This window comes from Streptomyces sp. NPDC057950 (genome assembly GCF_042887295.1).
Classification (GTDB): Bacteria; Actinomycetota; Actinomycetes; order Streptomycetales; family Streptomycetaceae; genus Streptomyces; species Streptomyces kaempferi.
On record NZ_JBHVPP010000027.1, the window covers coordinates 24571 to 51087 of the forward strand.

Consider the following 26517-nt stretch of genomic DNA (forward strand, 5'->3'; position numbering starts at 1 on the left):
GTCCGGGCTCGTAGCCTGGGGTCGCGTGAACCTTCGGCGAGCAGAGGAACCACAACCATGGGCGACCTCCTTCTCGTGCGGCACGGCGAGACCGAGTGGTCCTTGTCCGGGCGGCACACCGGATCGACCGACATCCCGTTGACCGAGAACGGCCGCGAGCAGGCGCGGCGGCTGGCCCCGCTGATCGCCTCGTTCCACATCTCCGCGGCGTTCGTCAGCCCGATGCAGCGGGCGCGGGAGACTGCGCGGCTGGCCGGGGTGGAAGGGGCGCGGGTCGACGCGGACCTGTGCGAGTGGGACTACGGCGGGTACGAGGGCGTGACGACCGTGGAGATCCACCGGGCCCGGCCCGACTGGTTCCTCTTCGACGACGGTGTCGCGCCCGGACCGCCGGAGCGTCCCGGGGAGAGCCCCGGGCAGGTCGGAGCGCGCGCGGAACGGATGCTGGCCAAGATCGACGCGGCTCTCGCCGAGGTGCAGGGCAGCGTCGCCGTCTTCTCCCACGGGCACTTCCTGCGGGTGCTGACGGCGCGGCGCCTGGGGCTGCCCGCGGAGGACGGCGCGCTGTTCCAGCTCGCCACCGGGACCGTGAGCCGGCTGAGCACCGAGCACCGCCGGCATGTGGTGGCCGGCTGGAATGTCAGACCCACCTCGTAGTCTTCGAAGGGACCGGCACCGGGCGGGTCCGGGGGAAGGGGTGCGCCATGACACGACCGCCCACTGCCGCACAGCGGCATGTGATCGACGCCGCCGACCCCGTGACCGGCCGGCTGAAGGGCACCGGGGCGCAGCTCGCGGCGCTGGTGACGCGCGGCCTCGCCTTCCGGCATCCGCGTGCACCGCACGACCACTTCCTGACGCCCGCCGGACATCGCGTCCGGGAGACCTCCGAAGCGCTCGCGGAAACCCCCGAGGCCGTCCCGGTGACGCCCGCTCCCCCGGCCGCCGACACGGGGGTGTTCGCCGCGCGGATCGGTGGCGAGGACGCCTCGGCGAGCGGACCCGCCCGTGCCCGTGAGGTGCGCAGCGCCTGGGAGGGGCTCCTGGAGCTGCGCCGGATGACCCATTCGGACGGCGCCGTGGACCGCCCGTGCGGGTGGGAGCGTGCGCATCTGGTGCAGGCCGCAGCGCTCGCCCTGGAGGCCGCCGGGCACCGCCCGGCGGGCGCGGACACCGCGGCCGGCGGCTACCGCGTACGGGCGACACCGCAGCCGGAGGCCGTCGCCGTCCACGAACCCGGTCCCGAGGCGCTGCGGGCCTGCGCGGCCACGCTGGAGAAGGCGGGCTGGCAGACCGGCGAGTACACGGAGCCGCGTACCGGCGTGCGGTACGTGCTGGCGTCTCCCCGGCGCGTCTGAGCGAGGCGGTCTACGCGTCCAGCGGCTCCGGCCGGTGCCGGTCGTCGTAGGCCGCGCGGGACTCGGCGATCGTGACGCGGTGCCGTTCGGCCCAGTCCGTCAGGGACAGCAGGGTCACATGCAACTCACGTGCCACCGTCGTCAGTTCGTACTCGACCTTGGGTGGAACCGTCGGGTGGACGGTACGCGTGACGAGTCCGTCGCGTTCCAGATTGCGCAGTGTCAGGGTGAGCATGCGGCGGCTGATGCCGTCGATGCTGCGCTCCAGCTCGGTGAAGCGGATCGGACCGTGCGCGGCGGCCACGAGGATCTGCACGCTCCATTTTCCGGCGACCCTGTCAAGAACTTCCCGGACCGGGCACGCCTCCGCGTGCACGGCCTGCGCGGTAACACCGGTGTTCCCCCGGGACATCCGAGTACCTCCTTATGCCGTACCCCATGGGCACTCACGATGTACCCCGTTACAAGTCGTGCACCTATGGAGTGTCCCGCACCCACGGACTTCGCGGAACAGCGAAGTCCGTGGATGACACGGAGGTCGTCGCCATGCCGTCCCGGAACCCGCCCCCGACACCGACACGCGCACCGGCACCGGCGCCGCGGACGTACTCCCGCCGGGCGTCGCTGATCGTCCTGTGCGCCGGCACCCTGATGACCGTCCTGGACGGGAACGTCGTCACGGTCGCGATGCCCGCGATCCAGAGCGACCTGGGGTTCTCGGGGCCCGGTCTCGCCTGGGTGGTGAACGCGTATCTGATCCCGTTCGGCGGCCTGCTGCTGCTGGCGGGACGGCTGGGCGATCTGGTGGGCCGCAGGCGGATGTTCACCACCGGGCTCGCGGTGTTCACGGCGGCGTCCGTGCTGTGCGGGGTCGCCACCGGTCCGGGCACGCTGGTCGCTGCCCGCGCCCTGCAGGGCGTGGGCGGGGCGATGACCTCGGCGGTGGTCCTCGGCATGCTCGTCGCGCTCTCCCCCGGACCGCGTGAACAGGCCCGCGCCATCGCGGTGTTCAGCGCGGTCGGCGCCGCGGGCGGTGCGCTCGGGACGTTTCTCGGCGGAGCGCTGACGCAGGCCGCCGACTGGCACTGGATCTTCCTGGTCAACCTGCCGATCGGGGTGGCCGCCTGGGTCGCCGCGGTGCGGATCCTCGCGCCGGAGAAGGGAGTCGGGCTGGGCAGGGGGGCCGACTGGGCCGGGGCGGCGCTGGTCACGGCCGCACTGATGCTGACGGTGTACACGATCGTCGGCACCGGCGGCCGGAGTCCGGGCACCACACTCACCCTGGCCGGGCTCGCCGTCGCGCTCTACGCCGGGTTCCTCGTGCGCCAGACACGAGCCGTACGTCCACTGCTGCGCCTGCGGCTGTTCCGCTCCCGTCCGCTGTCGGGCGCGAACACGGTCCAGATCCTGATGATCGCCGGCATGTACGGCTTCCAGTACATCGGTGCCCTCTACCTCCAGCGCGTCCTGGGCTACGACGCGTTGCTGACCGGGACGGCGTTCCTGCCGGCACCGGTCACGATCGGGGCGCTGATGCTGGGCCTGTCGGCGCGGACGATCGCCCGCTTCGGCCCGTACCGGGTCCTGCTTCTCGGGCTCGCCCTCGTCACGACGGGGATGGCTCTGCTCAGCCGGGCCCCGGTCCATGGCACGTACGCCGCCGACGTGCTGCCCGCGATGCTGCTGCTCGCCGCCGGGTTCGCGGCCGCGATGCCCGCGGTGACGGGACTCACCATGACGGGCGTCCGCGAGGAGGACGCCGGACTGGCCTCCGGACTGTTCAACACCACGCAGGTGGTGGGGGGTTCACTGGGCCTCGCGGTCCTCACGACGCTGGCGGCGAGCCGCACGGAGCGCCTGATCGGCGCCGGCGCTCCGTTCGTCACGGCGACGGCGGACGGCTACCGGCTGGCGTTCGCGGTGGCCACCGGGATCGCGGCGGCGGCCCTGCTGCTGACGGCCGCCGTCCTGCGTCCGGGAGCCGCCTCCGCCACGCCCTCGACGGACGCCCGGCCCGTCCACGACGCGCACACCCCCTCATGACCGTCGACTGAATGCCCAAACTGCCTGCCTTTAGGGCCTGTTGGCCGGTAAGCATCGCCAACTCGCCTTCTCCTGACGGGTATCCGCCGCGCCCAATCTCTGGTAGGAAACCTTCCTAACAGTAAATGGACGCCTCACTCCCCTCTCGGAGGTACCGTGCACACCCCCCACGTCCACACCTCACGACGCACCCTGCTCGCTCTGATAGGAGCCTCCCTCGTGGCAGGTCCGGTCCTCGCGGCGCAGTCCGCGAGCGGTGCCGCGGCCGTCGGCCTGGACGACCCGGCGAAGAAGGAGATCGCCATGAAGCTGGTCTCCAGCGCGGAGAACTCCTCGCTGGACTGGAAGGCGCAGTACAAGTACATCGAGGACATCGGCGACGGCCGCGGCTACACCGCCGGGATCATCGGCTTCTGTTCGGGCACCGGTGACATGCTCGACCTCGTCGAGCTGTACACCCAGCGCAAGCCCGGCAACGTCCTCGCCAAGTACCTGCCCGCGCTGCGCGACGTGGACGGCAGCGACTCGCACCAGGGCCTGGACCCCGGCTTCCCCGCCGACTGGCGCAAGGCCGCCCAGGACACGGCGTTCCAGCAGGCCCAGAACGACGAGCGCGACCGGGTCTACTTCAACCCGGCCGTCCAGCGGGGCAAGGCCGACGGCATCGGTGTGCTCGGCCAGTTCACCTACTACGACGCCATCGTCATGCACGGCGACGGCACGGACAGCACCAGCTTCAGCAGCATCCGCAAGCGGGCGCTGGCCAAGGCCAAGACGCCGGCCCAGGGCGGCGACGAGGTGACGTATCTGAACGCCTTCCTCGACGCCCGGGTCTGGGCGATGAAGCAGGAGGAGGCGCACTCCGACACCAGCCGGGTCGACACCGAGCAGCGGGTGTTCGTCAAGAACCGGAACCTCAATCTGAACACACCGCTGGACTGGAAGGTGTACGGGGACAGTTACCACATCGGCTGACGGTCCCAGGTCCGACGGCGCGGGGCGCGGCACTCGTGATGCCGCGCCCCGCGCGCGTCGTCGGGGCGTCTCCGTGCCGGTGGTGACGTCCGCGGGGTCAGTGGGCCGGGACGGTCTTCAGGTCCTCGCCGGCTTCCATGGGGTGGGTGACCTCGCCCGCGTCGCGCCGCCGGCCCCCGTGGTCGAAGACGAGGTTGAGGAGCACGGCGGTCACGCACCCCGTCGAGATCCCCGAGTCCAGGACGATCCGCGCGGTCTGCGGGAAGGCGTGGTAGAAGTCCGGCGCGGTGATCGGGATGATGCCGACGGCCAGCGACACGGCGACGATCAGGACGTTGTCGTCCTTGTCCAGGCCGGCCCTTACGAGGGTCTGGATACCGCTGGCGGCGACCGAACCGAAGAGGACCACACCCGCGCCGCCGAGCACCGGGCGCGGTACGACCGCGATCAGTGAGGCCGCCATCGGGCACAGGCCCATCAGGACCAGGAAGCCGCCGCCCGTGGCGACCACGTACCGGCTGCGGATGCGGGTCATCGCGACGAGCCCGATGTTCTGGGCGAAGGCGCTGCACATGAAGCCGTTGAAGAGCGGGCTGAGCGCGGAGCCGAGCGCGTCGGCCCGCAGACCCGCCGCGATGGTCCGCTCGTCGGCGGGCCGCTCGACGATCTCGCCCAACGCCAGCATGTCCGCGGTCGATTCGGTCATCGAGACCACCATGACCACGCACATCGAGAGGATCGCGGCGAGCTGGAACTGCGGTGCGCCGAAGTGGAACGGGGCCGGGAAGCCCACCGCGTCCGCGTCGGCGACCGGGGTGAAGTCCGTGCTGCCGAGGGGGATCGCGACGAGTGTGCCGGCGACCAGGCCGAGCAGCACGGCGATCTGCTTGACGAACCCGTGGGTGAAGCGCCGTAGCAGCAGCACGATCACGAGCGTCGTACCGGCGAGGCCCAGGAAGGTCGGCGAACCGTAGTCGTGGGCCGTCGGGTCGGGGCCCTGCGCCCAGCCGAAGGCGACCGGCAGCAGGGAGACGCCGATGAGGGTGATGACGGACCCGGTGACGGCGGGCGGGAAGAAGCGGACCGCCTTGCTGAAGAAGGGGGCGGCGACGAAGCCGAGGACGCCCGCGACGACGACCGCGCCGAAGATGACCGGCAGCGCGTCGTTCTCGTCCTTGGTGGAGGCGACGATCGCGGTCATGGGGGCGACGCCGGCGAAGGTGACCCCGTTGACGAACGGCAGCCGGGCGCCGATCTTCCAGAAGCCGAGCGTCTGGAGGAAGGTGGCGAGGCCCGCGGTGAAGAGACACGCGGCGGTGAGGAAGGTCAGTTCGCTGCCGGAGAGCCCCGCGGCGGCGCCGACGATCAGAGGTGGGGCGACGACTCCCGCGTACATGGCGGCGACGTGCTGGAGACCGCTGGCGGCCATTCTCAGCGGCGGGAGTTTCTCGTCGACCGGGTGCTTCGACTCGTTGTGCGGTATCGCCTTGCTGGGCTTCGATGGGGCGGCCACGGCGGCTCCTCCGGTCGGTTACGCGTCGGCTGTGACGCGGGTGTCAGGGAGGTGATGCGCGATCGTGCGGGACCGGGACGATGGCCGTCACGAGGAAGCCCGTCCGGACGGCGGGGACCGTCAGGAGGCGGGGCGTCCGGGTGACGGGGACCGTCCCGGTGGGCGCGCACGTCCATGCGCGCCCACCGGGGACGGCCGCCATGGACCCGGCTCGGGTCCATGGCCTCCGGCCGAGGGCCGTCCCCCCCGGCCGGAGATCTTCGGACTGCTCAGTCCCGCGCGGTGATCCGCGCGAGGCGCTGCGCCTCCGCCCGCGTGGAGCGGGCGACGGCGTCCTCGTCGACGTGCAGCAGCCGGCTGTTCTCGACGACCGGGAGGCCGTTGACGAGGGAGAGGGTGACCGGCGCCGCCGCGCCGAGGACCAGCGCGGTCACCGGGTCGGGGATCGAGGCGTGCGCCAGCGTGTCGAGCCTCCACAGCACGAGGTCGGCGAGCTTGCCGGGCTCGAGGGAGCCGATCTCCGCCGCCCTGCCGAGGACCTGGGCGCCGCCGAAGGTGCCGAGGCGCAGCGCCTGTCGGGCGCTGAGGGCGGCTTCCCGGTGGGCGCCGAGGCGGTTGACGAGGAGCGCGTTGCGCAGCTCGGTGTGGAGTTCGCCGGACTCGTTGGAGGCGGTGCCGTCGACGCCGAGGCCGACCGGGACGCCGGCCGCGAGCATGTCGGGGACGCGCGCGATCCCGGCCGCCAGACGGGCGTTGGAGGAGGGACAGTGGGCGACACCCGTTCTCGTACGGGCGAAGGCGGCGATGTCGGAGTCGTTCATGTGGACGCAGTGGGCCATCCACACGTCCTCGCCGAGCCAGCCGGTGGACTCGAAGTAGTCGGTCGGGCCCATCCCGAACAGTTCCTTGCAGAACTGCTCCTCCTCGACGGTCTCCGAACCGTGCGTGTGCAGCCGTACACCCTTGCGCCGGGCCAACTCGGCGCCCTGGGTGAGGAGTTCGGTGGAGACGGAGAACGGCGAGCAGGGCGCGACTGCGATCTGCGTCATGGCGCCGAAGGAGTCGTCGTGGTGCTCGTCGACGGTCGCCTCGGTGGCGGCGAGGGCGCCTTCGAGGGTCTCGACGGCGAAGTCCGGCGGCAGGCCGCCGTCCTTCTCGCTGCGGTCCATGGAACCGCGGGCCAGGATGAAGCGGACACCCGTCTCGCGGGCGGCCCGGATGATGGCGCCGGACAGGTCTCCGGAGCCCTTCGGGAAGACGTAGTGGTGGTCCATGGCCGTGGTGACACCACCACGGGCCATCATCGCGAGGGAACCCTGCGCGGCGGCGTACACCATCTGCTCGTCGATGCGCGCCCAGGTCGGGTACAGCGCGACGAGCCAGTCGAACAGGTTGTGGTCGGTGGCGAGCCCGCGGGTGATCCACTGGTAGAAGTGGTGATGGGTGTTGACCAGGCCGGGTGTGGCCAGGTGGCCGGTGCCGTCGATGCGGCGGACCACGTTCTCCAGCCCCTCGGGGGCACTGCCCGCGCCGAGTGACTCGATGCGGTTTCCGGCGACGACGACGTGCCCGGTGGCGTACTCGGTGTCGTCGGCGTCGACGGTCGCGATCGAACAGTTCTCGATGACGATGCGCTGGACTGCTGCCACGATGCGTCCTTTTCGCTCTGCGGAGAGGGGACGGCAGGACCCCAGGAGGTTTGAGTGCCGCGGCGGTTGACGCCACGGGTGCCGATGGAGAGGGGTGCCCCCGGCCGGCCGGGGGCACCGGCGGGGCTCAGAGGTTGGTGAGGTCCACCGGGATGCGCGGCTCGCACCCGTCACGCAGGACGGTGGCCTCGATCAGCCCGTAGGGGCGGTCGGCCGCGTAGTAGACCTCGTTGTCGTTCTCCAGCCCGAACGGCTTCAGGTCCACCAGGAAATGATGCTTGTTCGGAAGGGAGAAGCGGACCTCGTCGATCTCGCTCCGGTTGTCGATGATGCGCGCGCCCATCTGGTACAGGGTCTGCTGCAGCGAGAGCGAGTACGTCTCCGCGAAGGCCCGGAGCATGTGCTTCCTGACCTGGTCGTAGGACTTCTCCCAGTCGGGCATCTTCTGCTCGTCGCCGCTCCAGTTGAAGCGCCAGCGGCCGGAGACCTCGGTCGCCAGGATGCGGTCGTGCGCCTCGGGCAGCGTCGTGTACTCGTCCTTGACGAAGCCCCAGAACTCGGAGTTCGTCGAGTTCATCACGACGAGGTCCTTCAGTCCCGAGACGACCTCCCAGGTCGCACCGTCGAAGGTGATCTGGGTGACCCGGGTCTCCTGGCCCTTGCGCACGAAGGAGTGCTTGACCTCGTCGGCGCCGATGAACCCGGAGTCGGCGTCCGAGGTCCCGATGCGCTCCCAGGCGTACTCCTCGATCCGGATGCGCGCCGTCCTGATCGGCTCCTGGCTGGTCACGAAGTGCCGGGCGAGGTGGATGCCGAACTGCTCGGCGGACTCGATGCCGTGCTCCTTGGCGAAGGCGTACACCGTGTTCTTCGTGGTGTCCGTCGGCAGGACGTTGGCGTTCGAGCCGGAGTAGTGGACCTCTTCCATGGCGCCGCTCAGCGCCACGGAGACGTTGAGGTCCTTGATGTGATGGGTGTCGCCGTCGCGCGTGATCCTGACGACCCGGTTCTCGGCCTTGCCGTACTGGTTCTGTCCCAGGACCACAGGGCGCGCGGGTCGGGAGTTGTCCGTCATCTGTCTGCTAGCTCCCTCGGTAAACGGAGTAGCCGAACGGGTTGAGCAGCAGCGGTACGTGGTAGTGCTCGCCCGGCGTCACGGCGAAGGTGATCGCCACCTCGGGGAAGAACACTCCGCTCGTACCGCTGTCCCGGTTCGCGGGGGCGTCCTGCTGCGCATCGGCTTGCTTCTTCTCGAAGTACGCCTCGACCTCGAAGTCGAGCCGTACGTGGGTCGTCCCCTCCGGCAGCGCCGGCAGGTCCTTGCACCGCCCGTCCGTGTCGGTCGCGGAGCCGCCGAGCGGGCGCCAGTCGGCGTCGCGGCCGGCACGGGCCGCCAGCCGCACGGCGACGTCCGCGGCGGGGCGGCCGACGCTGGTGTCCAGGATGTGCGTGGACACGGAAGCGGTGGTGTCGGTGCCCTTGGTGTCGGTGCTCGTGGAGTCGGTGCTCGTGGAGTCGGTGCTCGTGGAGTCGGTGCTCATGGGGTCGGTGCTCATGCCTCTTCTTCCTCCAGGAGTCGGCCGAGGCGGATGCGGTTGATCGCCGTCAGTTCGACGCGGACGATCTCGTACTCCCGCTCGGGAGCGTTGCCGAGGCGTTCCTCGGCCGCGTCCCGCATCTGCTCGCCGGTCCGGCCGGTGGCACAGATGAGGAAGACATGGCCGAACTTCTCCTGGTAGGCCAGGTTCAGTTCGAGCATCTCCGCCCTGAGCTTCTCGGAGGCGCCGGCCATGCCGCGCTGCTCCCGGGAGGAGGTCGGGTCGCCGGGTTCCGGCCGCCCGATCGGCGGGTGCCCGGCCATCGCCTCCGCCAGGTCCGCCGCGGTCAGTTCGGCCATGGCGGCCTCACTCGCGGTGAACAGGGCGTCGGGGGTGGCGTAGGGGCGCCCGGCGAGCAGTCCGCGCACCCAGGCCGCCGAGGCGCACACCTCGAGGAGTGCGGCGTGGGCCGCCCGCTCCTCCAGGGCGTTGAACCGGGCGAGAGCGCCGGGTGTCGTACTCGACGTCACGGGATGCCTCCGTGGCCTTGTGCTGGACGGGCTGCGGACAGCTAACGCCCTCGAAAACATCACGTCAACACTTTGTTGAAAAATCCGGGTAACAAAAACCGCCGTCCGGGTGATCCGGACGGCGGCGGCCCCACGATGGGCCCATCGGCCGGAAGGGGAGGGCTTGCCGGACCCCTGACCTGCGCGTCTTCGCCGCGGCGGCGCCCGCCCCTCAGGAATCCGTCCGCCACCTCCGGGCCCCGCGGATTCCCCTCAGACCTGCTTCTCGCGGTTCAGGTAGTTGTAGACGGTGAAGCGGCTCACCCCGAGCGCGCTCGCCACGGTCTCCACGCCGTGCCGCACGGAGAAGGCCCCGCGCGCCTCCAGCACCCGTACGACCTCCTGCTTGGCCTTGCGGTCGAGGTCGGCCAGGGGCCTGCCGTGCTTGCGCTCCAGGGCGGCCAGGATGTGATCGAGCGAGTCGGCGAGCTGCGGCAGGCGTACGGCCACCACGTCCGAGCCCTCCCAGGAGAGCACGACGTCGTCCGGTCCGGCCTCGCCCGGCGCCAGCATCTCGCCGCCCATGGCGTCGACCAGCGGCTTGACCGCCGCGACGAAGGGATCGTCCCCGGTACCGGTCACTTATCGCCCTCCCCGACCACGTTCACCTGCAGCGAGACCCGCGTGGCGCCCGCGGCCAGAGCCTTGCGCAGCAGTGCGTCGACCGCGTCGAGCACGGCATCGGCGCCACCCTCCGCGGTGTTGCCGAACGGGCCGACGTCCACGGCGTCCAGCGCGGCCGCCTCGATGACCTCGCGGGCGACCAGCGCGTGCGGGGGTGCCTCGTCGAGGTCGAAGGGCTCGGTCGTGAACTCCACTCTCAATCGCACCCGCTCAACCTACTGCTCGGCGTCGATTTTCCGGCAGCCCCCTCTTGACAAGCCCAGCGACCCGACGGCAATCTTCCATTAAGCAGAAATGAACTTCCGCAATGTGGAAGTGCGAGCGGGATTTGAGCGGCCGGGACGAACACCGGCCGGACCTGTCGAAACGGAAGGGGGCGCCGAGTCCATGACCGGTTCCGCATCGAGCACGGCCGCGGAGCAGCGCTTCAACGTCAACCTGTCGATCCTCTTCACGGAACTCCCGCTCCTGGAGCGCCCCGCGGCCGCCGCGGCGGCCGGCTTCACCGCGGTCGAACTGTGGTGGCCGTGGGTCGACTCCCCCACCCCCGCACCCGCCCGACTCGACGCCCTGAAGCGGGCCGTCGAGGACGCGGGCGTCCGGCTGACGGGCCTCAACCTCTATGCCGGGCGGCTGCCCGGTCCCGACCGGGGCGCACTGTCGATCCCCGGCGTGGAGTCGGAGAGGTTCCGCGCCAACATCGACGTGGCGGCGGACTTCGCGCGGTCGCTGGACTGCGGGGCGCTCAACGCCCTGTACGGCAACCGCGTCGAGGGCGTGGACCCGGCCGAACAGGACGCGCTCGCCCTGGAGAACCTGGTCCTCGCTGCGCGGGCGGCCGACCGGATCGGCGCGATCCTGCTGATCGAGACGCTCAACCGGCCAGAGTCACCGGACTATCCGCTGGTGAGCGCCACGGCCGGCGTCGCCGTCGTCGACCGGGTCAACGAGGCGGCCGGCCTCGGCAACGCCAGGTTCCTCATGGACCTCTACCACCTGTCCATGAACGGCGAGGACCTGCCGCGGGCGATCTCCGCGTACGCCGAGAAGACCGGCCATGTGCAGATCGCCGACAACCCGGGCCGCGGTGCGCCGGGCACCGGCACGCTCCCGCTGGACGACCTGCTCGGGCAACTGCGCAAGGCCGGTTACACGGGCTGGGTCGGCCTGGAGTACAAGCCGGGCGACCGCCCGAGCGCCGAGGCCTTCGACTGGCTGCCCGCCGAGGCCCGAGCCGCCCGCTGAGCGGCATCCCACCGACGTAGAGCCTGTCAGAGCAGGCGGAGAGGCACCCTCATGAGCAAACTCCCGAAGGTCGCGTGGATCGGGCTCGGCATCATGGGTTCCCCCATGTCGGAGAACCTGATCAAGGCCGGGTACGACGTCACCGGGTTCACCCTGGAGCAGGACAAGCTGGAACGGCTGGCCGCGGCCGGCGGCACCGCGGCAGGATCCATCGCCGAGGCCGTGCGCGACGCCGACGTGGTGATCACAATGGTGCCCGCATCCCCGCAGGTCGAGGCCATCGCGTACGGGCCCGACGGCATCCTCGAGAACGTGCGGTCCGGAGCGCTGCTCGTCGACATGTCGTCGATCACGCCGCGGACCTCCGTGGACCTCGCGAAGGCCGCGGCGGCCAAGGGCGTACGGGTCCTCGACGCCCCGGTCTCGGGCGGTGAGGCCGGCGCCGTCGAGGCCGTGCTGTCCATCATGGTCGGCGGGGAGCAGACCGACTTCGACGCGGCCGAACCGATCTTCGAGGCGCTCGGACGGACCATCGTGCTGTGCGGTCCGCACGGCTCGGGCCAGACCGTGAAGGCCGCCAACCAGCTGATCGTCGCCGTGAACATCCAGGCGTGCGCCGAGGCCGTGGTGTTCCTGGAGAAGTCCGGCGTGGACCTGAGGGCGGCGCTCGACGTCCTGAACGGCGGCCTGGCCGGCTCGACCGTACTGACCCGAAAGAAGGACAACTTCCTCGGCCGCGACTTCAAGCCGGGCTTCCGTATCGACCTGCACCACAAGGACATGGGCATCGTCACGGACGCCGCCCGCACCGTGGGGGCCGCACTGCCGGTCGGCACCGTGGTCGCCCAACTGGTGGCCTCGCTGCGCGCGCAGGGCGACGGCGGCCTGGACCACTCCGCCCTGCTGCGGGGCGTCGAGCGCCTCTCCGGCGCGCGGCTCTGAGACTTCCGGGCGGTGCCGCCGCCGACACCTGTCCTGTCGCGCCCAGGCGGTGGCACCGTCCGGAATCGACTCCACCAGACTGTTGACGTCCATGGACCCCAACTCCGGGCTCCACGAAGCGGACGGTCCACATGGCGGAAGAAGGTTTCAGCCCGCCCCGCTGCCCTCTCGTACGGAAGGTCCACTATGTCCAAGCGCGTGCCGGCGACCGAGTCCGGCGCCCCGGTCGCCGACAACCAGAACTCCGCCACCGCAGGCGTCGACGGCCCGCCGCTCCCCCAGGACCAGCATCTCCCGGAGAAGCTCGCCCGGTTCAACCGCGAGCGCATCCCGGTGGGGGCCCCGAGGGCGACGGCCGCCCGGAACCACGGCCGCGACGGTCTGACGGCCTCCGACGACCAGGGCCGTGCGGCGAAGAACCACGAACCCGACTCCTACGGCGGCCCGGCCGGGACCGGCCGCCCGTTGTCGGCCCCGCTCGCCGTGCACGGCCGCACGGACACGCACGAGGCCCCGCTCCACACCGAGGACGACCACTTCTTCATGGCGGGTGAGCTCTACCGCCTGATGTCGCGGGACGAGCGGTCCCGGCTCGTGGCGAACATCGCCGGCTGCGTCGCGCAGGTCTCCCGTGACGACGTCGTCGAGAAGAACCTCGCCCACTTCCACGCTGCCGACCCGTCGTACGGCGACCGCGTGGCGGAGGCGGTCCGCGCCCTGCGCGAGGACTGAGCCTCTCCTCAGGCCGCCCGAGGCGGTGTTGGACCCGGATGAGGGGTGCTCCAGCGCTGTCCGGGCAGGACCGGGACCGCGGCGGCTTGCGAGCCAGTGCGGTGGTCAAGGTTCCGGAGCCCCTTCTCGACCTGAGGGAAGGAAGCCCCGGTCCCGTCGCATCCGCCGCGGTCCCCATCCCACCTTCCCGGTGCGGCCCGTCCCACGGCCCCCGGGTCACGGTGGGACCCCAGCCCCGTCCGGCGGCGCGACCGCGCTGTCACGCCCAGCCTCGCGCCGTCGGACGGACACCACCTCGTACGTCATCGGGCCGGGAACGCCGGACACGGGATCGTCGTCCGTGTCCGGCGTTCCTGGGTGCGTCGGCGTGCGTATCCGTCCCGTCGGCAGCAGCCTGAGGGCATGGACTATCCCAGTATCGTTGTGCACGCCCCAGGGCTGGACGGGTCGCGGCGGGTCACCGCCGGGGACGAGACGCTCGGTATCGCCTATCACCTCGACGACGTCGTCGAGATCCTGCGGCTGGCGGACCTGGACGAGATCGAGGTCGAGGAGAGCGACATCATCGACTGGCAGGGCGGCGGCCCGGACGACTGGCCGGGGCTGTCGGAGCACCCGTCCGGGTGACGACCGGCCCCGCGCACCAACGGTGTACGCCACCGGACGTACGTCGCCTACGGAACCCTCAAATCAAGCTCTGAACAACGCTCCGGAGGCTTCACCCCACCCCGGGCAAGGGCACATTCTCGGCACATGAGGCCCGCCGGCACGGGGGCGGCGGGCCTCATGCCGTAGGTGACGCGGGGGGCGGCCATGGGCGACGGCATGTCGGAGGAACCGGATCCGTATGCCGTCGCCCTGGTGCGTGGCGGGCCCCGCGCCGCCGTGACGGTCGCCGTGCTCGCCCTGCGGCTGCGGGGCGCGGTCGTGGCCGGCCGGCCGGGCACGATGCGGACGGCACGGGCGCCCGCGCTCGCGGAGCACCCGCTGGAACGAGCGGTGCACCCGCTGGAGCGGGCCGTGCACGCCTCCCTCTACCGCCCCGCGGGCATGGGCGAGTTGCTGCGGCGGACGGGCGTACGTCAGGCCCTCGCACAGGTGCGGACCGAGCTGACCGCAGCGGGAACGTTCCGCACCTTCCCTCCCGGCCCCACCCTCGGCGCCCGGCGCCTCCTCAGACGGACACGGGCCGAGCGTCCCCTGCCCACCGGCAGGGAGGGCCTGTCCAGGCACGACATGCTCCTCGCGGTCGCGCTCCACGGCGCCGGGGCCCTCACCGTCCTGGAGCCGCGCTTCGCCGTGGACGCGGGGCTGGTGGGACGCGGCGGCACGGCCGACAAGGGGCTGCTGCCGCACTCCTGGGGCGGCGGGTGCGGTGGAGGCTACACCGACAGCGGCGGCTCGGACGCGGGATCGGGCTGAGACCCCATCACCCCCTGGGGCCCAACACCCCTGCCACCTAACCCTCCTGACCGTCCATCGAACATGCCGGGCGCCTCGGCCTCGGTACGCGAGCCGTACGAACGACCCTGACACGGAGCCGGGATCCGCCCTTCGAGGCGGCGACGGCCCCGCCCTCCGGGCAAGAGGGCGGGGCCGTACGGTCGGCGCGGGCGCCGGGCGACGCGCCGGGGTCAGACCTTCAGCGTCCTGATCGAGGTCGGCGCGTGGGCCGGGTCGGTCGCGATCTCCTCGAACTCGACGACGTTGCCGATGTCGTTCGTCGTCGACATGGAGATGTTGGTGACCCGCTCCAGGATCGCCTCGACGACCACGGGCACCCGGAACTCCGCGGCGAGCTTCTTGGCCTGTTCGAAAGCGGCACCCAGCTCGGCCGGGTCGGTGACCCGGATCGCCTTGCAGCCGAGGCCCTCGACGACCTTGACATGGTCGACGCCGTAGACGCCGAGTTCGGGCGAGTTGATGTTCTCGAACTCCAGCTTGACCTGGAAGTCGATGTCGAACGCCCGCTGCGCCTGCCGGATGAGACCCAGGTACGAGTTGTTCACCAGGACATGGATGTACGGAATCCGGTGCTGGGCACCGACGGCCAGTTCCTCGATCATGAACTGGAAGTCGTAGTCGCCGGAGAGCGCGACCACGGAGGCCTCCGGGTCGGCCGTGGCGACTCCGAGCGCGGCCGGCACGGTCCACCCGAGCGGCCCGGCCTGGCCGCAGTTGATCCAGTGCCGCGGCCGGTAGACGTGCAGCATCTGGGCACCGGCGATCTGGGAGAGGCCGATGGTGGAGACGTACCTGGTCTCCGGTCCGAAGGCCTTGTTCATCTCCTCGTAGACACGCTGCGGCTTGATGGGGATGTCGTCGAAGTGCGTACGGCGCTGGAGAGTGGCCCGGCGCTCCTGCGCGGCGGCGGCCCACCCGGAACGGTCGGGCAGCCTCCCCGCGGCCTTCAACTCCCGTGCCACCTCGACGAACAGCGCGAGGGCGGCCTTCGCGTCGGAGGCGATCCCGTAGTCCGGGGCGAAGATCCTGCCGATCTGCGTGGGCTCGATGTCGACGTGGACGAACGTGCGCCCCGCCGTGTAGACGTCCAGCCTGCCGGTGTGGCGGTTGGCCCACCGGTTGCCGATGCCGAGGACGAAGTCGGACTCCAGGAAGGTCGCGTTGCCGTAGCGGTGCGAGGTCTGCAGGCCCACCATGCCGGCGTTCAGTTCGTGGTCGTCGGGCAGGACGCCCCAGCCCATGAGGGTCGGCACGACCGGGACACCGGTCAACTCGGCGAACTCCACCAGGAGTTCGCAGGCGTCGGCGTTGATGACACCGCCGCCCGCGACGATCAGCGGGCGCTCGGCCCCGTTGAGGAGGGTGAGTGCCTTCTCGATCTGGGCACGGCTCGCGGTGGGCCGGTACGCGCGCAGCGGCTCGTACGTCTCGGGGTCGAACTCGATCTCCGTCTGCTGGACGTCGACGGGCAGGTCGATGAGGACCGGGCCGGGGCGGCCCGAACGCATCAGGTGGAAGGCCTGCTGGAAGACGCCGGGGACCTGCGCGGCCTCCAGAACGGTGACGGCCGCCTTGGTGACGGGCCCCGCGATCGAGGCGATGTCGACGGCCTGGAAGTCCTCTTTGTGGATCACGGCGGTCGGGGCCTGGCCCGTGATGCACAGGATCGGGATCGAGTCGCCGAGGGCGGAGTACAGCCCGGTGATCATGTCGGTGCCGGCCGGCCCGGACGTACCGACGCAGACGCCGATGTTGCCCGGATGGGTCCGGGTGTAGCCCTCCGCCATGTGGGAGGCGCCCTCGACGTGCCGGGCGAGCGTGTGGCTGATCCCGCCGGCGGCTCGCAGGGCCGCGTAGAAGGGGTTGATCGCCGCACCCGGGACGCCGAACGCGTTGCTGACGCCCTCGCGCTTGAGGATCTCGACTGCCGCGCGGGCAGCGGTCATACGAGCCATGGAGTACTCCTGCTTCGGCTGTCGGATTCGCGCTCCGTCGCGCCCCGCGGAGAGCTGGTGATTCCGTAGGTGATCCGTGGATGACTTCGCGTTCCGTTCCGCATGCGGTAACCACTAAATTCCACATTACGGAAACTAACTTCTACTATCTGGAAACAATGTAAGTGGCGTGCCAGGAGCCGTCAAGGGCGGTCGCCCGGCGGGAACCCTTTGAGGGAGGGCCCGGAAGGGAACCCGGAGGAAGGCATCGAGGCCGTCGGGCCGTTTCGCTGTCGTCGGCCCCCTTCCTGGAGGACGATGGACGCGCTGTCCCGACGTGACGTCCTGGAGTGGGCCATGGCCGAGAGCGTGCCGGTGCGGTGTCCGGCCTGCCGCCGCGAGCATCTCTTCGCCGCGTCGTCGTACCCGTGCGTCTGCGGCGCCCCCGTCACTCCCGCGCTCGACCGCCTCGCGGATCCCGTACCCGTGACACACCGCGTCTGGGACGACGACTGGGTGACGGTGCCCTGCGACGCCTGCGGCCGCGAGGACGAGTGGCCCCATCCGGAACTGGGCTGCGTGTGCGGGACCGTGCTGCGGGTTCCGGTACGAGGGATACGGCCGGAAGGGGTACGGCGACCGCCGCGCGCCGCGATCGCGCCGGACCCCGCCGCCGGGCCGGACCCCGGCCGGGACGGGACGCCCGAGCGCTCACCGCACACGGCCGGGGCCCACGCCCCGCAGGCCGCCGCCGAGGCACTCGCCCCACGCGGGGCCGGGGCGACGGCCCCGCCGGCCGCCGAGGCGTCGCCGGCGACCGGTGCGGGCGACGCGTCGGCGCGGGCCACCGAGGGCCCCTCCCACGGCGGTTCCGCTCCGGACGAAGGTCACCACGCCGACGTTCCGCCCCCGGCGGGCGGCGCGCCCGGCCACTCCCCGCTTCCCCCCACCGACCCGACACCCCGCCCGGCGTTCCAGCCGGTCACCGTCCGCACCGCGCGGGACGCCGTGACGGCCGCCGCGCTGTACCTGCGCTGGCTCGGCTACCGCGACATCCGCAGGGCCGACCAGCGACCGCCGTCGGGAATCGGGCTCGCGGCCCGGGGCGTCCTGGCCCAGGTGGACCCGACGGTCCGCCCCGCCTCGCTGCGCGACGTGGAATGCCTGTGGCTGACGGCGATGAGCGATTCCACTCGGTGCGTCTACTTCTCGCTGGCCGGCTACACGGACGACGCGCGCTCCCGCGCCGACCTGCTCGGGATCCCCCTCTTCGTCCTCGACCTCACCGGCACCCCACAGCCGGTCAACGCCCCCGCGGACGAACTCACCGCCACGGGGGCCTGACCGGCGGGCGGCCACCGGGGAGCACGGGACAGCCCTCAGTCCCGGTCGGCGTACGTCTCGCGCAGTTCGATCTTCCGGACCTTGCCGGACACCGTCATCGGGAAGGCCTCCAGGATCCGCAGGCGGCTGGGGATCTTGTAGTGGGCCAGCCTGCCCTCGCAGAAGGCGCGCAGTTCCGCCAGTGTCGGCGGGTCGGCCGGGTCACGGGCGATGGCGCACGCGAGCACCTCCTCGCCGTACCGCTCGTGCGGCACTCCGACCACCTGGACGTCGGCGATCTTCGGATGGGCGTAGAGGAACTCCTCGATCTCCCGCGGGTAGATGTTCTCGCCACCCCGGATGATCATGTCCTTGATGCGGCCGACGATCTCGACGTAACCGTCCTCGCGCATCACGGCGAGGTCCCCGGTGTGCATCCAGCGGCCGGGGTCGACGGCCTCGGCGGTCTTCTCGGGCTCGTTCCAGTAGCCGAGCATCACGCTGTAGCCCCGGGTGCACAACTCGCCCGAGGCCCCCCGGGGCCGGGTCACGCCGTCCACCGGGTCGACGACCTTGACCTCCAGGTGCGGAAGCACCCGGCCGACGGTGCCGGTGCGGTGCTCCAGGTCGTCGTCGCGGCGGGTCTGCAGGGAGACCGGTGAGGTCTCGGTCATGCCGTAGCAGATGGAGACCTCCGCCATGTGCATCTCGGCGACCACCCGCTTCATCACCTCGACCGGGCACGGCGAGCCGGCCATGATCCCGGTGCGGAGCGAGGACAGGTCGTACGTCGCGAAACCGGGGAGGTTCAACTCCGCGATGAACATGGTCGGGACGCCGTAGAGCGAGGTGCAGTGCTCGTCCTGGACCGCGCGCAGCGTCGCCGCGGGGTCGAAGGACGGGGCCGGGATGACGATGCACGCGCCGTGCGAGGTCGCCGCGAGATTTCCCATCACCATGCCGAAGCAGTGGTAGAAGGGCACGGGGACGCAGACGCGGTCCTGCTCGGTGTAGGCGATCGACTCACCCACGAAATAGCCGTTGTTGAGGATGTTGTGGTGGGAGAGCGTGGCCCCCTTGGGGAAGCCGGTGGTCCCCGAGGTGTACTGGATGTTGATCGGGTCGTCACAGGACAGCTCGCTCCCGCGAGTCCGGAAGTCCTCGTGCAGATCGGGCGTCCCCCGCCGGATCAGCGCGTCCCAGCTCGGGTCGCCGATGTAGACGGTCTCCCGCAACTGCGGGCAAGCGCGCCGCACTTGCTCGACCATCCCCCGGTAGTCGCTGGTCTTGTGGCGGAGGGAGGCGACGAGCAGCGAGATGCCGGCCTGCTGGAGGACGTACTCGACCTCGTGGGTGCGGTAGGCGGGGTTGATGTTCACCATGACCGCGCCGATGCGAGCGGTCGCGTACTGGACGAGCACCCACTCCGGGCAGTTGACCGCCCAGATTCCCACCCGGTCGCCCTTGGCGACGCCGGAGGCGAGCAGCGCGTACGCCAACCGGTCGACGTCGGCGGCGAACGCGGCGTACGTCCAGCGTCGCCCCGAGGGTACGTCGACGAGGGCCTCCCGGTCCGGCCAGGCCGACACCGTCCGGTCCAGGTTGGCCCCGATCGTGTCACCCAGCAGAGCGGTCCCGCTCGTGCCGTGCGTGTAGGCGAGTTCGGTCACCGGAAGTCCTCCTCGCGGTACTCGGCGTCCGAGCCCGCGGCCGTGGCCTCGCGCAGCTCGATCCGGCGGATCTTGCCCGACACCGTCTTGGGCAGCTCGCCGAACTCCAGGCGCCGGATGCGTTTGTAGGGCGCGAGGACCGTGCGCGAGTGCTCGAAGAGCACCTTGGCGAGGTCGGGGCCTGGTTCATGGCCCGCCGCGAGGACGACGTACGCCTTGGGGACGGCAAGCCGCAGCGCGTCGGGGGCCGGGACGACGGCCGCCTCCGCCACCGCCTCGTGCTCAAGCAGCGCGCTCTCCAGCTCGAAGGGCGAGATCTTGTAGTCGGATGCCTTGAAGACGTCGTCGGACCGGCCCACGTACGTGATGTAGCCGTCGGCGTCGCGGGCGCCGATGTCGCCCGTCCGGTAGTAGCCGCCCGCCATCGCCTCCGCGGTGCGGTCGGGGTCGCCGTGGTAGCCGGTCATCAGACCGACCGGCCGGCCCGACAGGTCGAGCGCGATCTCCCCCTCGTCCACGCCCGGCGCGCCGGAGACCGGGTCCAGGAGTTCGACACGGAAACCGGGGCTCGGCCGCCCCATGGAGCCCGTCTTGAGCAGCTGCCCGGGGCTGTTGGAGACCTGGACGGCCGTCTCGGTCTGCCCGAACCCGTCCCGGACGGTGACGCCCCAGGCCCGCCGCACCTGTTCGATGACCTCGGGGTTGAGCGGCTCGCCCGCGGCGACGGCCTCGCGCGGGGGTGTCGGCAGCTGCGTCAGGTCTGCCTGGATGAGCATGCGCCACACGGTGGGCGGGGCGCAGAAGGTGGTGACCCCGGCCCGGTCCATCTCCGCGAGCAGCCGGCCCGCGTCGAAGCGTGTGTAGTTGTGGATGAAGACGGTGGCCTCCGCGTTCCACGGCGCGAAGAGGTTCGACCAGGCGTGCTTGGCCCAGCCCGGTGAGGAGATGTTCAGGTGCACGTCGCCGGGCTTGAGCCCGATCCAGTACATCGTCGACAGATGGCCGATCGGGTACGACGCGTGCGTGTGCTCGACGAGTTTGGGGCGGGCGGTGGTGCCGGAGGTGAAGTAGAGCATCAGCGGGTCGTCCGAGTGGGTCACGCCGTCCGGCTCGAACGACGCGTCGGCGGCGTACGCCTCCTCGTACGACTGCCAGCCGGGCCGTCCGCCGCCGACCGTGATCCGGGTGTGCCGGCCGGGCACCTCGTCGAACTTCGCGGTGTCCTCGGCGCGCACGATCACGTGCCGGACCCGGCCGCGCTCGACGCGGTCACGCAGATCGGCCGGGCCGAGCAGGGTGGTCGCCGGGATGACGACGGCACGCAGCTTCATCGCGGCGAGGGCCGTCTCCCACAGCTCGACCTGGTTGCCGAGCATGACGAGGATCCGGTCCTCGGCGCGGACGCCCCGCGCGCGCAGCCAGTTGGCCAGCCGGTCGGAGCGCTCGGACAGCGCGGCGAAGGAGAACTCGGCGCGCGCGCCGTCCTCCTCGACGATGTGCAGGGCGGTGCGGTCGTTGCCGCGTGCGATGACGTCGAACCAGTCGAGAGCCCAGTTGAAGGACTCCGGACGCGGCCACTCGAAGCCCTCGTACGCCGTCGCGTAGTCCTCCCGGTGCGCCAGCAGGAAGTCCCGCGCGGCGCGGAATCGCTCCGTCGCGTCCGTCGTCACCGTCATGTGTCCTCCTCGTTGCCGGACCACCGCCTAACATCGTGTATTCCGTTAGGGAGGTATCACTACCCCCGAACGGGGGTGCGCCGCGACGAAGGGGCGAACAGGTGGCAGCAGAAGCGGCCGACGCGGTGGAGATGCGCGCCGCGCTGGTGGGGCTGCGGCGCGCCACGGGACTGCCGGTCGCGTTCGGCGGCCTGATCGAGCCCGGGCGCGCGCAGGTGCGCATCAGCGAACTCAGCGGCACGGCGACGCCCGCGCTCAGCGCGCTCGCGGTGTCGTCGGGCAACGGTCTTGGCGGCAAGGCGGTGGCCCTGGCGCGGCCCTGCGCGGTGACGGACTACTCGGCCTCGCGGCAGATCAGCCACGAGTACGACGGGGCGGTCGCCACCGAGGGACTGTGCTCGGTGCTGGCGGTGCCCGTGGTCGTACGCCGCCGGGTGCGCGGCGTGCTGTACGGCGCCCTGCGGACGGCGCAGCCCCTGGGTGACCGCACGCTCGGCGCGGCCGTGGCGGCGGCCCGGGACGTGGAGCAGGCGCTGGTCGTACGGGACGAGGCGCGGGGTCTGCTGGCCGTCGCGCGCGAGCCCGAGCCGGTGGCGGGAAGCGCCGCGTGGGAGGAGGTGCGGGAGGCGCACGGGGCACTGCGGGCGCTGGCACCGCGTATCGGCGACCCGGCGCTTCGGGGCGAACTCCTCGACGTGTGCGGGCGCCTGGCCGGCGCGGCGGCCCCCGGGCCCGGCGGACCGCACGTCGGGCTCGCCCCGCGCGAGGTGGACGTCCTGGCTTGTGTGGCGGCCGGGGCCACCAACGGAAGCGCCGCGCGGCGGCTGGGGCTGCGCCCGGAGACCGTCAAGGGATATCTGCGGTCGGCGATGCGCAAGCTCGGCGCCCACACGCGCTGGGAGGCGGTGATCGCGGCACGCCGCGCCGGACTGCTGCCGTAGGAGGGGCTGTTTTCGGGCGGTGGTTCTGCGGGCGGTGGGCGTCCGGCGGCGGCCGTCCTGGGCGTTCCATTCAATGAGGCGCACCCTGAAATACCCTATGCATAGGCCCTGTTATTTCCCTCACCACCCTGAGAGTCCGAAATTCAAAGAGTTATTGCCTAACATTGGCCCGGACACGACATGCGAGGGGAGCGGTGACCGTGCGAGGGGACTTCAAGGAACCTGCGAGACCCCGCCCCGACCTGGTCATCGGCCGGGAGGAACTCTTCGCGGCGGCACGCGAGCAGCTCTCCGGCGGAGGCAGCCTGCTGGTGCACGGCCCCGCCGGAATAGGAAAGTCGACCGTGCTGCGGGCGCTGGCCGCGGAAAGCGCCGAATCGGCGCACACCGTGTTGCGCTGCTCCGCGACCGAGTCCGAATCCCATCTGCCCTTCCTCGCGCTGACCGACCTGCTCGGTCTGGTGGTGGACACGGTCTCGGACCGGCTGCCCGCACCGCAGCGCACCGCCCTGGAATCGGCCCTCACCGGCCGCGGGGAGTCGACTCTGCAACGGGACGGGCTCGCCCTGCGGCTCGCGGTCCTCTCCGTGCTCCGGGCGCTGGCCGCGCGGGGCCCCGTCCTGATCGTCGCCGACGACCTGCAGTGGCTGGACCCGGCCAGCGCCGAACTGCTCGGCTTCGCCGCCCGCCGGCTCGGCGAGATGCCCGTACGGATGCTGTGCGCCGTGCGTACCGACACCGATCCGCAGGGCCAACAGCACGACCCCTTTCTACGCGCGTCCCCGCCGAACACCCTGGCCGTGCGGCTCAACCCGCTCTCCCGGGCGCAGACCGCTGAACTCCTCGGCCACCGCGGCCACACCGGGCTGTCGCGTTCCACCGTCCGCGACATCCACCGCACCAGCGGCGGCAACCCGCTCTTCGCCCTGGAGCTGGGCCGCGCGCTCGCCGAGAGCCCGACCCGGCCGAGCCCCGGTGATTCGCTGCCCGTACCGACCTCGCTGCGCGCGCTCGTCCTCAGCCGTCTGGAGATGCTGTCCGCCGAGGCCCGCCGCACCCTGCTCGTGGCGAGCGCGGGGGCCCGCCCCACGGTGGCGCTGCTGCACGCGGCCGGGCGCAAGGACGCCGAGGCCGAGACCGCGCACGCGGCCTCCCTCGGACTGCTGGCGACCGAGCGCGAGACACCCGGTATCCGTTTCGCGCACCCCCTCATCTCCGCCGCCCTGTACGCGGAGGCGAGCGCCGCCGAGCGCCGCGCCGCGCACGTCGCGCTCTCCACCGCGGCCTCCGACCCCATCGAGCGGGCCCGGCACCTCGCCCTGGCCACGACCGGCACCGATCCGCAGGTCGCCGCGCGGCTCGGGGAGGCGGCGGCCGCGGCCAGGGACCGCGGCGCGCCGTCGGTCGCCGCCGGGCTCGGCCTGCTCGCCGCCCGGCACACCCCCGTGGACGCCGAGCCCGGCCCGGACGAGCGGCGGTTGCAGGCGGCCGAGGACGCGCTGACCGCCGGGGAGTCGGACCTCGCGCGGGACATCGCCCGCGACGCGCTGCGCCGGGTCACCACACCGGCCGACCGGGTACGGGCCTGGATGGTCGTCATCGACGCCGCGGGGCAGGCCATGGCCGAGGTCGACGCCGTCTTCCCGCAGGCGCTCGCGGACGCGGGTGACGACCCGCGGCTGCTCGCGCTCGTGCGCTACCAGCTCGCCTGGCGGGCGCTGCTGGTCGAGGGCGAGATGACCAAGGGCCGCGAGGAGGCCGCCATCGCCGCGCGGCTCGCCGCGCGCGCCGGGGACCGGCCCACCGAGCTCCTCGCGCTCGGTTTCCAGGCGCAGATGGAGACCCTGATGGGTCACCCGGGCGCGCCCGCGACCATCCAGCGGGCGCTGCGCGAGCCGCAGGACCCCCGGGTGGCGTGCGATCACAACGGCGCCGGCGCCGTCCGCTTCCGCTGGCTGATCATGGGCGATCAGCTCGCCGAGGCGCGCACCACGATCACCGCCCTGCTGCGCGAGGTCCGGCGGCGCGGGATGGTCGAGAGCGAACTGCACTTCCTGCGCGGGCTCGCGGAGACCGAGCTGCGTTCCGGACACTGCGGGCGGGCATTGGACCTGGCCCGCGAGAGCCTGAGGCTGGCCCGCGACACGGGGATCGGCGAGGCGGCGACCGCCATGTTCACCTCGCTCGCGGAGGCCGCGGGCGGCGACGTGGACCGGGCGCTCACGCTCGCGCGGGAGGCCGTGGACCGCGCCGAGGAGGACGGTGACCTGGTCTATCTCTCGCGCGCACTCGGCGCCCTCGGGCACGCCCAGCTGGTCGCCGGGGACTCCGTGGCGGTGGTCCGGTCGCTGCGCCGGGTACGGGAACTGGAGGAGCGGCTCGGGATCACCGACCCGGCCCGCGGCCGCTGGCACGGCGACCTCGCGGAGGCGCTGGTGCGGATCGGTGAGCCGGTCGAGGCGCAGGACGTCATCGACGCCACGCGGGCGCGGGCGCTGCGGCTCGGCCGCGAGAGCGTGCTCGCCGTGCTCGACCGGGCCGAGGCGCTGGTCCGGGCGGCACGCGGCGAACACGGAGCCGCCGTACGGCAGCTGACCGCGGCGCAGGACCGGCTCGGCAAGCTGGGCTACGGGCTGGAGGAGGCCCGCGCCGCGTACGCCCTGGCCGGTGTGGGCACCCACCGGCCGGGCCCGACCTCGTACGACGAGGCGACCCGGCTGTTCCGGCGCTGCCGCGCGCTGCCCTGGCTGCGTCAGGTGGAGAGAGCGACCGCGACGGCGACCGCGACCGGGCCCACGCAGGCCGCGCCGGCGCCCGCCGCGCTCGACAGCCTCGCGGCGACGGAGCGTCAGGTCGCCGCACTCGTCATGGAGGGCGCCACGAACCGCGAGATCGCGGCGCGCCTGTTCATCAGCGTGAAGACCGTGGAGGCCACGCTCACCCGGGTTTACCGGAAGCTGGGGATCCGGTCACGGGTGGACATCGTCCGGCTGGCGGCGCGGCGCCGGAACGGATGAATCCGCGTACGGGGTGACGCGCCGGCCGTCGGGGCAATCCGGGCGCCGCACCCCTTTGCCGACCGCCTGTCATCACCCTTCGGACCACGGCAGGTCGGGCCGTCCGGTGGGTGTGGACGGCGCCGTGCGGGGCGGTGCGGGCTGTCAGGAGGGGCCGGACCTTACGCTAAACCCCGGTGCGTGCAGCCAAGGGTTTTCCCTCCTCCAACTCGGCTAGGGAGTTCCCCCCTTGGAAGCGGAACGCTCCCGCTTCTAGCGTGAGCGTCGTGCCGCTCGCTCGGGCACACGGCGTCTGCCCGCAGGCGCCGTGTCCACCCCCCACACCCGTGCGTCCCCCCACCGGCAACTTCTGAGGAGATCCATGTTCGCGCTCAACCGCGCCGCGAGGACAGCCGCTCTGTGTACGGCGGCCGCTGCCGCCGCCGCGACCGCTCTCCTGTGCGCACCGGGCGCCGTCGCCGCCCCCCAGCCGATCGTCGGCGGCACGACGACCACCACGACCGCGTACCCGTTCATGATGCAGATCACGGACGCCTCGCAGAACCAGTTCTGCGGGGGCACCCTGGTCGCGGCCGACAAGGTCGTCACCGCCGCCCACTGCATGGTCGGCGAGACGACGAGCAGTGTCCGCGTGGTCGGCGGCAGAACGTACCTCAACGGTACGAACGGCACCGTCAGCAAGGTCGGCAAGATCTGGATCAACCCCGGCTACACGGACGCCACCAACGGCGACGACGTGGCCGTTCTGACCCTGTCGACGGCGATGTCGTACACCCCGGCGTCGTACGTCGCCTCCACGAACACCGGCGTGTACGCGGCCGGTACAACGGCCCGCATCGTCGGCTGGGGCACCACGTCGGAGAACGGCAGCTCTTCCAACCAGTTGCGCACCGCGACCGTCCCGGTCGTCTCGGACTCCAGCTGCAGGAGTTCGTACGGCTCCGACTACGTGGCCTCCGACATGGTCTGCGCCGGTTACCCCAACGGCGGCACCGACACCTGCCAGGGCGACAGCGGCGGCCCGCTGCTCATCGGCGGTGTGCTGGCCGGCATCACGTCCTGGGGCAACGGCTGCGCGGAGGCCGGACACCCCGGCGTGTACACCCGCCTGACGACCTTCTCGAACCTGGTGAAGACGCAGATCGACTCGTAGTCACCGCACCACTCCTGAGCATGGCTCAGGCACAGACCAGGGGGCGGGGGGGGGGGGCGCCCGCCGGGCCGGCCCCCCCCGGGGAGGCCCAAACCCCGCCCCCCCCCCCGGGCGACCAACGCCGGCGAGCACGCGGTCAGGAGCCCGGCGC

Annotated in this window: 24 protein-coding genes; 13 read left to right on the forward strand and 11 right to left on the reverse strand. The window is 71.9% G+C overall.

The features are described 5' to 3' along the window. Positions 1-57 precede the first annotated feature (57 nt). Complete coding sequence (locus ACFVTC_RS35695; protein ID WP_390132820.1) at positions 58-657, forward strand: histidine phosphatase family protein; 600 nt, start codon at positions 58-60, stop codon at positions 655-657. A gap of 47 nt (positions 658-704) precedes the next feature. After that, positions 705-1358 (forward strand): hypothetical protein, encoded by a 654-nt coding sequence (locus ACFVTC_RS35700; RefSeq protein ID WP_390132822.1) that lies wholly within the window; start codon positions 705-707, stop codon positions 1356-1358. Positions 1359-1368: 10 nt separating this feature from the next. On the opposite strand, the gene ACFVTC_RS35705 is transcribed toward ACFVTC_RS35700, so the two are convergent. Further along, positions 1369-1770 (reverse strand): helix-turn-helix domain-containing protein, encoded by a 402-nt coding sequence (locus ACFVTC_RS35705; RefSeq protein ID WP_168530806.1) that lies wholly within the window; start codon positions 1768-1770, stop codon positions 1369-1371. Between the two features lie 239 nt (positions 1771-2009). Between ACFVTC_RS35705 and ACFVTC_RS35710 the strand changes: the two genes are divergently transcribed. Then, positions 2010-3401, forward strand: coding sequence for an MFS transporter (locus ACFVTC_RS35710; RefSeq protein ID WP_390132981.1), 1392 nt, complete (start codon positions 2010-2012; stop codon positions 3399-3401). A 156-nt stretch (positions 3402-3557) separates the two neighbouring features. Then, positions 3558-4376, forward strand: a complete 819-nt coding sequence (locus ACFVTC_RS35715; protein WP_390132824.1) for a chitosanase — start codon at positions 3558-3560, stop codon at positions 4374-4376. A gap of 97 nt (positions 4377-4473) precedes the next feature. Here the strand turns inward: ACFVTC_RS35715 and ACFVTC_RS35720 are convergent, their stop codons facing one another. From ACFVTC_RS35720 to ACFVTC_RS35750, 7 genes are all read right to left on the reverse strand, one after another. After that, entirely contained in the window at positions 4474-5805 is a 1332-nt protein-coding gene (locus ACFVTC_RS35720) for a nucleobase:cation symporter-2 family protein (protein ID WP_390132983.1), read from the reverse strand. Between the two features lie 353 nt (positions 5806-6158). Further along, positions 6159-7538 (reverse strand): 8-oxoguanine deaminase, encoded by a 1380-nt coding sequence (locus ACFVTC_RS35725; protein WP_390132827.1) that lies wholly within the window; start codon positions 7536-7538, stop codon positions 6159-6161. 127 nt (positions 7539-7665) lie between these two features. Beyond that, entirely contained in the window at positions 7666-8613 is a 948-nt protein-coding gene (gene pucL, locus ACFVTC_RS35730; protein ID WP_390132829.1) for a factor-independent urate hydroxylase, read from the reverse strand. A 7-nt stretch (positions 8614-8620) separates the two neighbouring features. Continuing rightward, positions 8621-9094 carry a hydroxyisourate hydrolase gene (uraH, locus tag ACFVTC_RS35735; RefSeq protein ID WP_390132831.1) on the reverse strand — a complete coding sequence of 158 codons (474 nt, stop codon included), beginning with the start codon at positions 9092-9094 and terminating at the stop codon, positions 8621-8623. Next, on the reverse strand, positions 9091-9606 hold the full coding sequence (gene uraD / locus ACFVTC_RS35740) for a 2-oxo-4-hydroxy-4-carboxy-5-ureidoimidazoline decarboxylase (RefSeq protein WP_390132833.1): 516 nt from the start codon (positions 9604-9606) through the stop codon (positions 9091-9093). The genes uraH and uraD overlap by 4 nt, the downstream gene beginning before the upstream one ends. Positions 9607-9858: 252 nt before the next feature. Then, positions 9859-10227, reverse strand: coding sequence for a helix-turn-helix domain-containing protein (locus tag ACFVTC_RS35745; RefSeq protein ID WP_390132835.1), 369 nt, complete (start codon positions 10225-10227; stop codon positions 9859-9861). Then, entirely contained in the window at positions 10224-10475 is a 252-nt protein-coding gene (locus ACFVTC_RS35750; protein ID WP_168530799.1) for a hypothetical protein, read from the reverse strand. Before ACFVTC_RS35750 ends, ACFVTC_RS35745 begins: the two co-directional genes overlap by 4 nt. A gap of 181 nt (positions 10476-10656) precedes the next feature. On the opposite strand from ACFVTC_RS35750, the gene ACFVTC_RS35755 reads away from it, so the two are divergent. The 5 genes from ACFVTC_RS35755 to ACFVTC_RS35775 all read left to right on the forward strand — a co-directional run bounded on the left by ACFVTC_RS35755 (position 10657) and on the right by ACFVTC_RS35775 (position 14610). After that, complete coding sequence (locus ACFVTC_RS35755; RefSeq protein WP_390132837.1) at positions 10657-11514, forward strand: TIM barrel protein; 858 nt, start codon at positions 10657-10659, stop codon at positions 11512-11514. 51 nt (positions 11515-11565) lie between these two features. Further along, a complete protein-coding gene (locus tag ACFVTC_RS35760) occupies positions 11566-12456 on the forward strand; it encodes a 2-hydroxy-3-oxopropionate reductase (RefSeq protein WP_390132839.1) in 891 nt (296 codons plus the stop codon). A gap of 186 nt (positions 12457-12642) precedes the next feature. Continuing rightward, the gene (locus ACFVTC_RS35765) at positions 12643-13188 is read left to right on the forward strand and encodes a catalase-related domain-containing protein (protein ID WP_390132841.1); all 546 of its coding nucleotides are present in this window, start codon (positions 12643-12645) and stop codon (positions 13186-13188) included. A gap of 402 nt (positions 13189-13590) precedes the next feature. Continuing rightward, on the forward strand, positions 13591-13815 hold the full coding sequence (locus ACFVTC_RS35770) for a hypothetical protein (RefSeq protein ID WP_390132843.1): 225 nt from the start codon (positions 13591-13593) through the stop codon (positions 13813-13815). A 198-nt stretch (positions 13816-14013) separates the two neighbouring features. Further along, positions 14014-14610 (forward strand): TIGR04222 domain-containing membrane protein, encoded by a 597-nt coding sequence (locus ACFVTC_RS35775; RefSeq protein WP_390132845.1) that lies wholly within the window; start codon positions 14014-14016, stop codon positions 14608-14610. A 212-nt stretch (positions 14611-14822) separates the two neighbouring features. Here the strand turns inward: ACFVTC_RS35775 and gcl are convergent, their stop codons facing one another. After that, a complete protein-coding gene (gene gcl / locus ACFVTC_RS35780; protein ID WP_390132847.1) occupies positions 14823-16607 on the reverse strand; it encodes a glyoxylate carboligase in 1785 nt (594 codons plus the stop codon). 297 nt (positions 16608-16904) lie between these two features. On the opposite strand from gcl, the gene ACFVTC_RS35785 reads away from it, so the two are divergent. Next, a complete protein-coding gene (locus tag ACFVTC_RS35785; protein WP_390132848.1) occupies positions 16905-17930 on the forward strand; it encodes a hypothetical protein in 1026 nt (341 codons plus the stop codon). Between the two features lie 35 nt (positions 17931-17965). On the opposite strand, the gene ACFVTC_RS35790 is transcribed toward ACFVTC_RS35785, so the two are convergent. Next, positions 17966-19579, reverse strand: coding sequence for an AMP-binding protein (locus ACFVTC_RS35790; RefSeq protein WP_390132850.1), 1614 nt, complete (start codon positions 19577-19579; stop codon positions 17966-17968). After that, positions 19576-21255, reverse strand: a complete 1680-nt coding sequence (locus ACFVTC_RS35795) for an AMP-binding protein (protein ID WP_390132852.1) — start codon at positions 21253-21255, stop codon at positions 19576-19578. The genes ACFVTC_RS35790 and ACFVTC_RS35795 overlap by 4 nt, the downstream gene beginning before the upstream one ends. Positions 21256-21356: 101 nt before the next feature. Here ACFVTC_RS35795 and ACFVTC_RS35800 point away from each other — a divergent pair, with 101 nt between their 5' ends. From ACFVTC_RS35800 to ACFVTC_RS35810, 3 genes are all read left to right on the forward strand, one after another. Further along, positions 21357-22196, forward strand: a complete 840-nt coding sequence (locus ACFVTC_RS35800) for a response regulator transcription factor (protein WP_390132854.1) — start codon at positions 21357-21359, stop codon at positions 22194-22196. A 194-nt stretch (positions 22197-22390) separates the two neighbouring features. Next, complete coding sequence (locus ACFVTC_RS35805; RefSeq protein WP_390132856.1) at positions 22391-25213, forward strand: AAA family ATPase; 2823 nt, start codon at positions 22391-22393, stop codon at positions 25211-25213. 361 nt (positions 25214-25574) lie between these two features. Then, positions 25575-26366, forward strand: coding sequence for a S1 family peptidase (locus ACFVTC_RS35810; protein WP_390132858.1), 792 nt, complete (start codon positions 25575-25577; stop codon positions 26364-26366). The last annotated feature ends 151 nt before the right edge of the window (positions 26367-26517 follow it).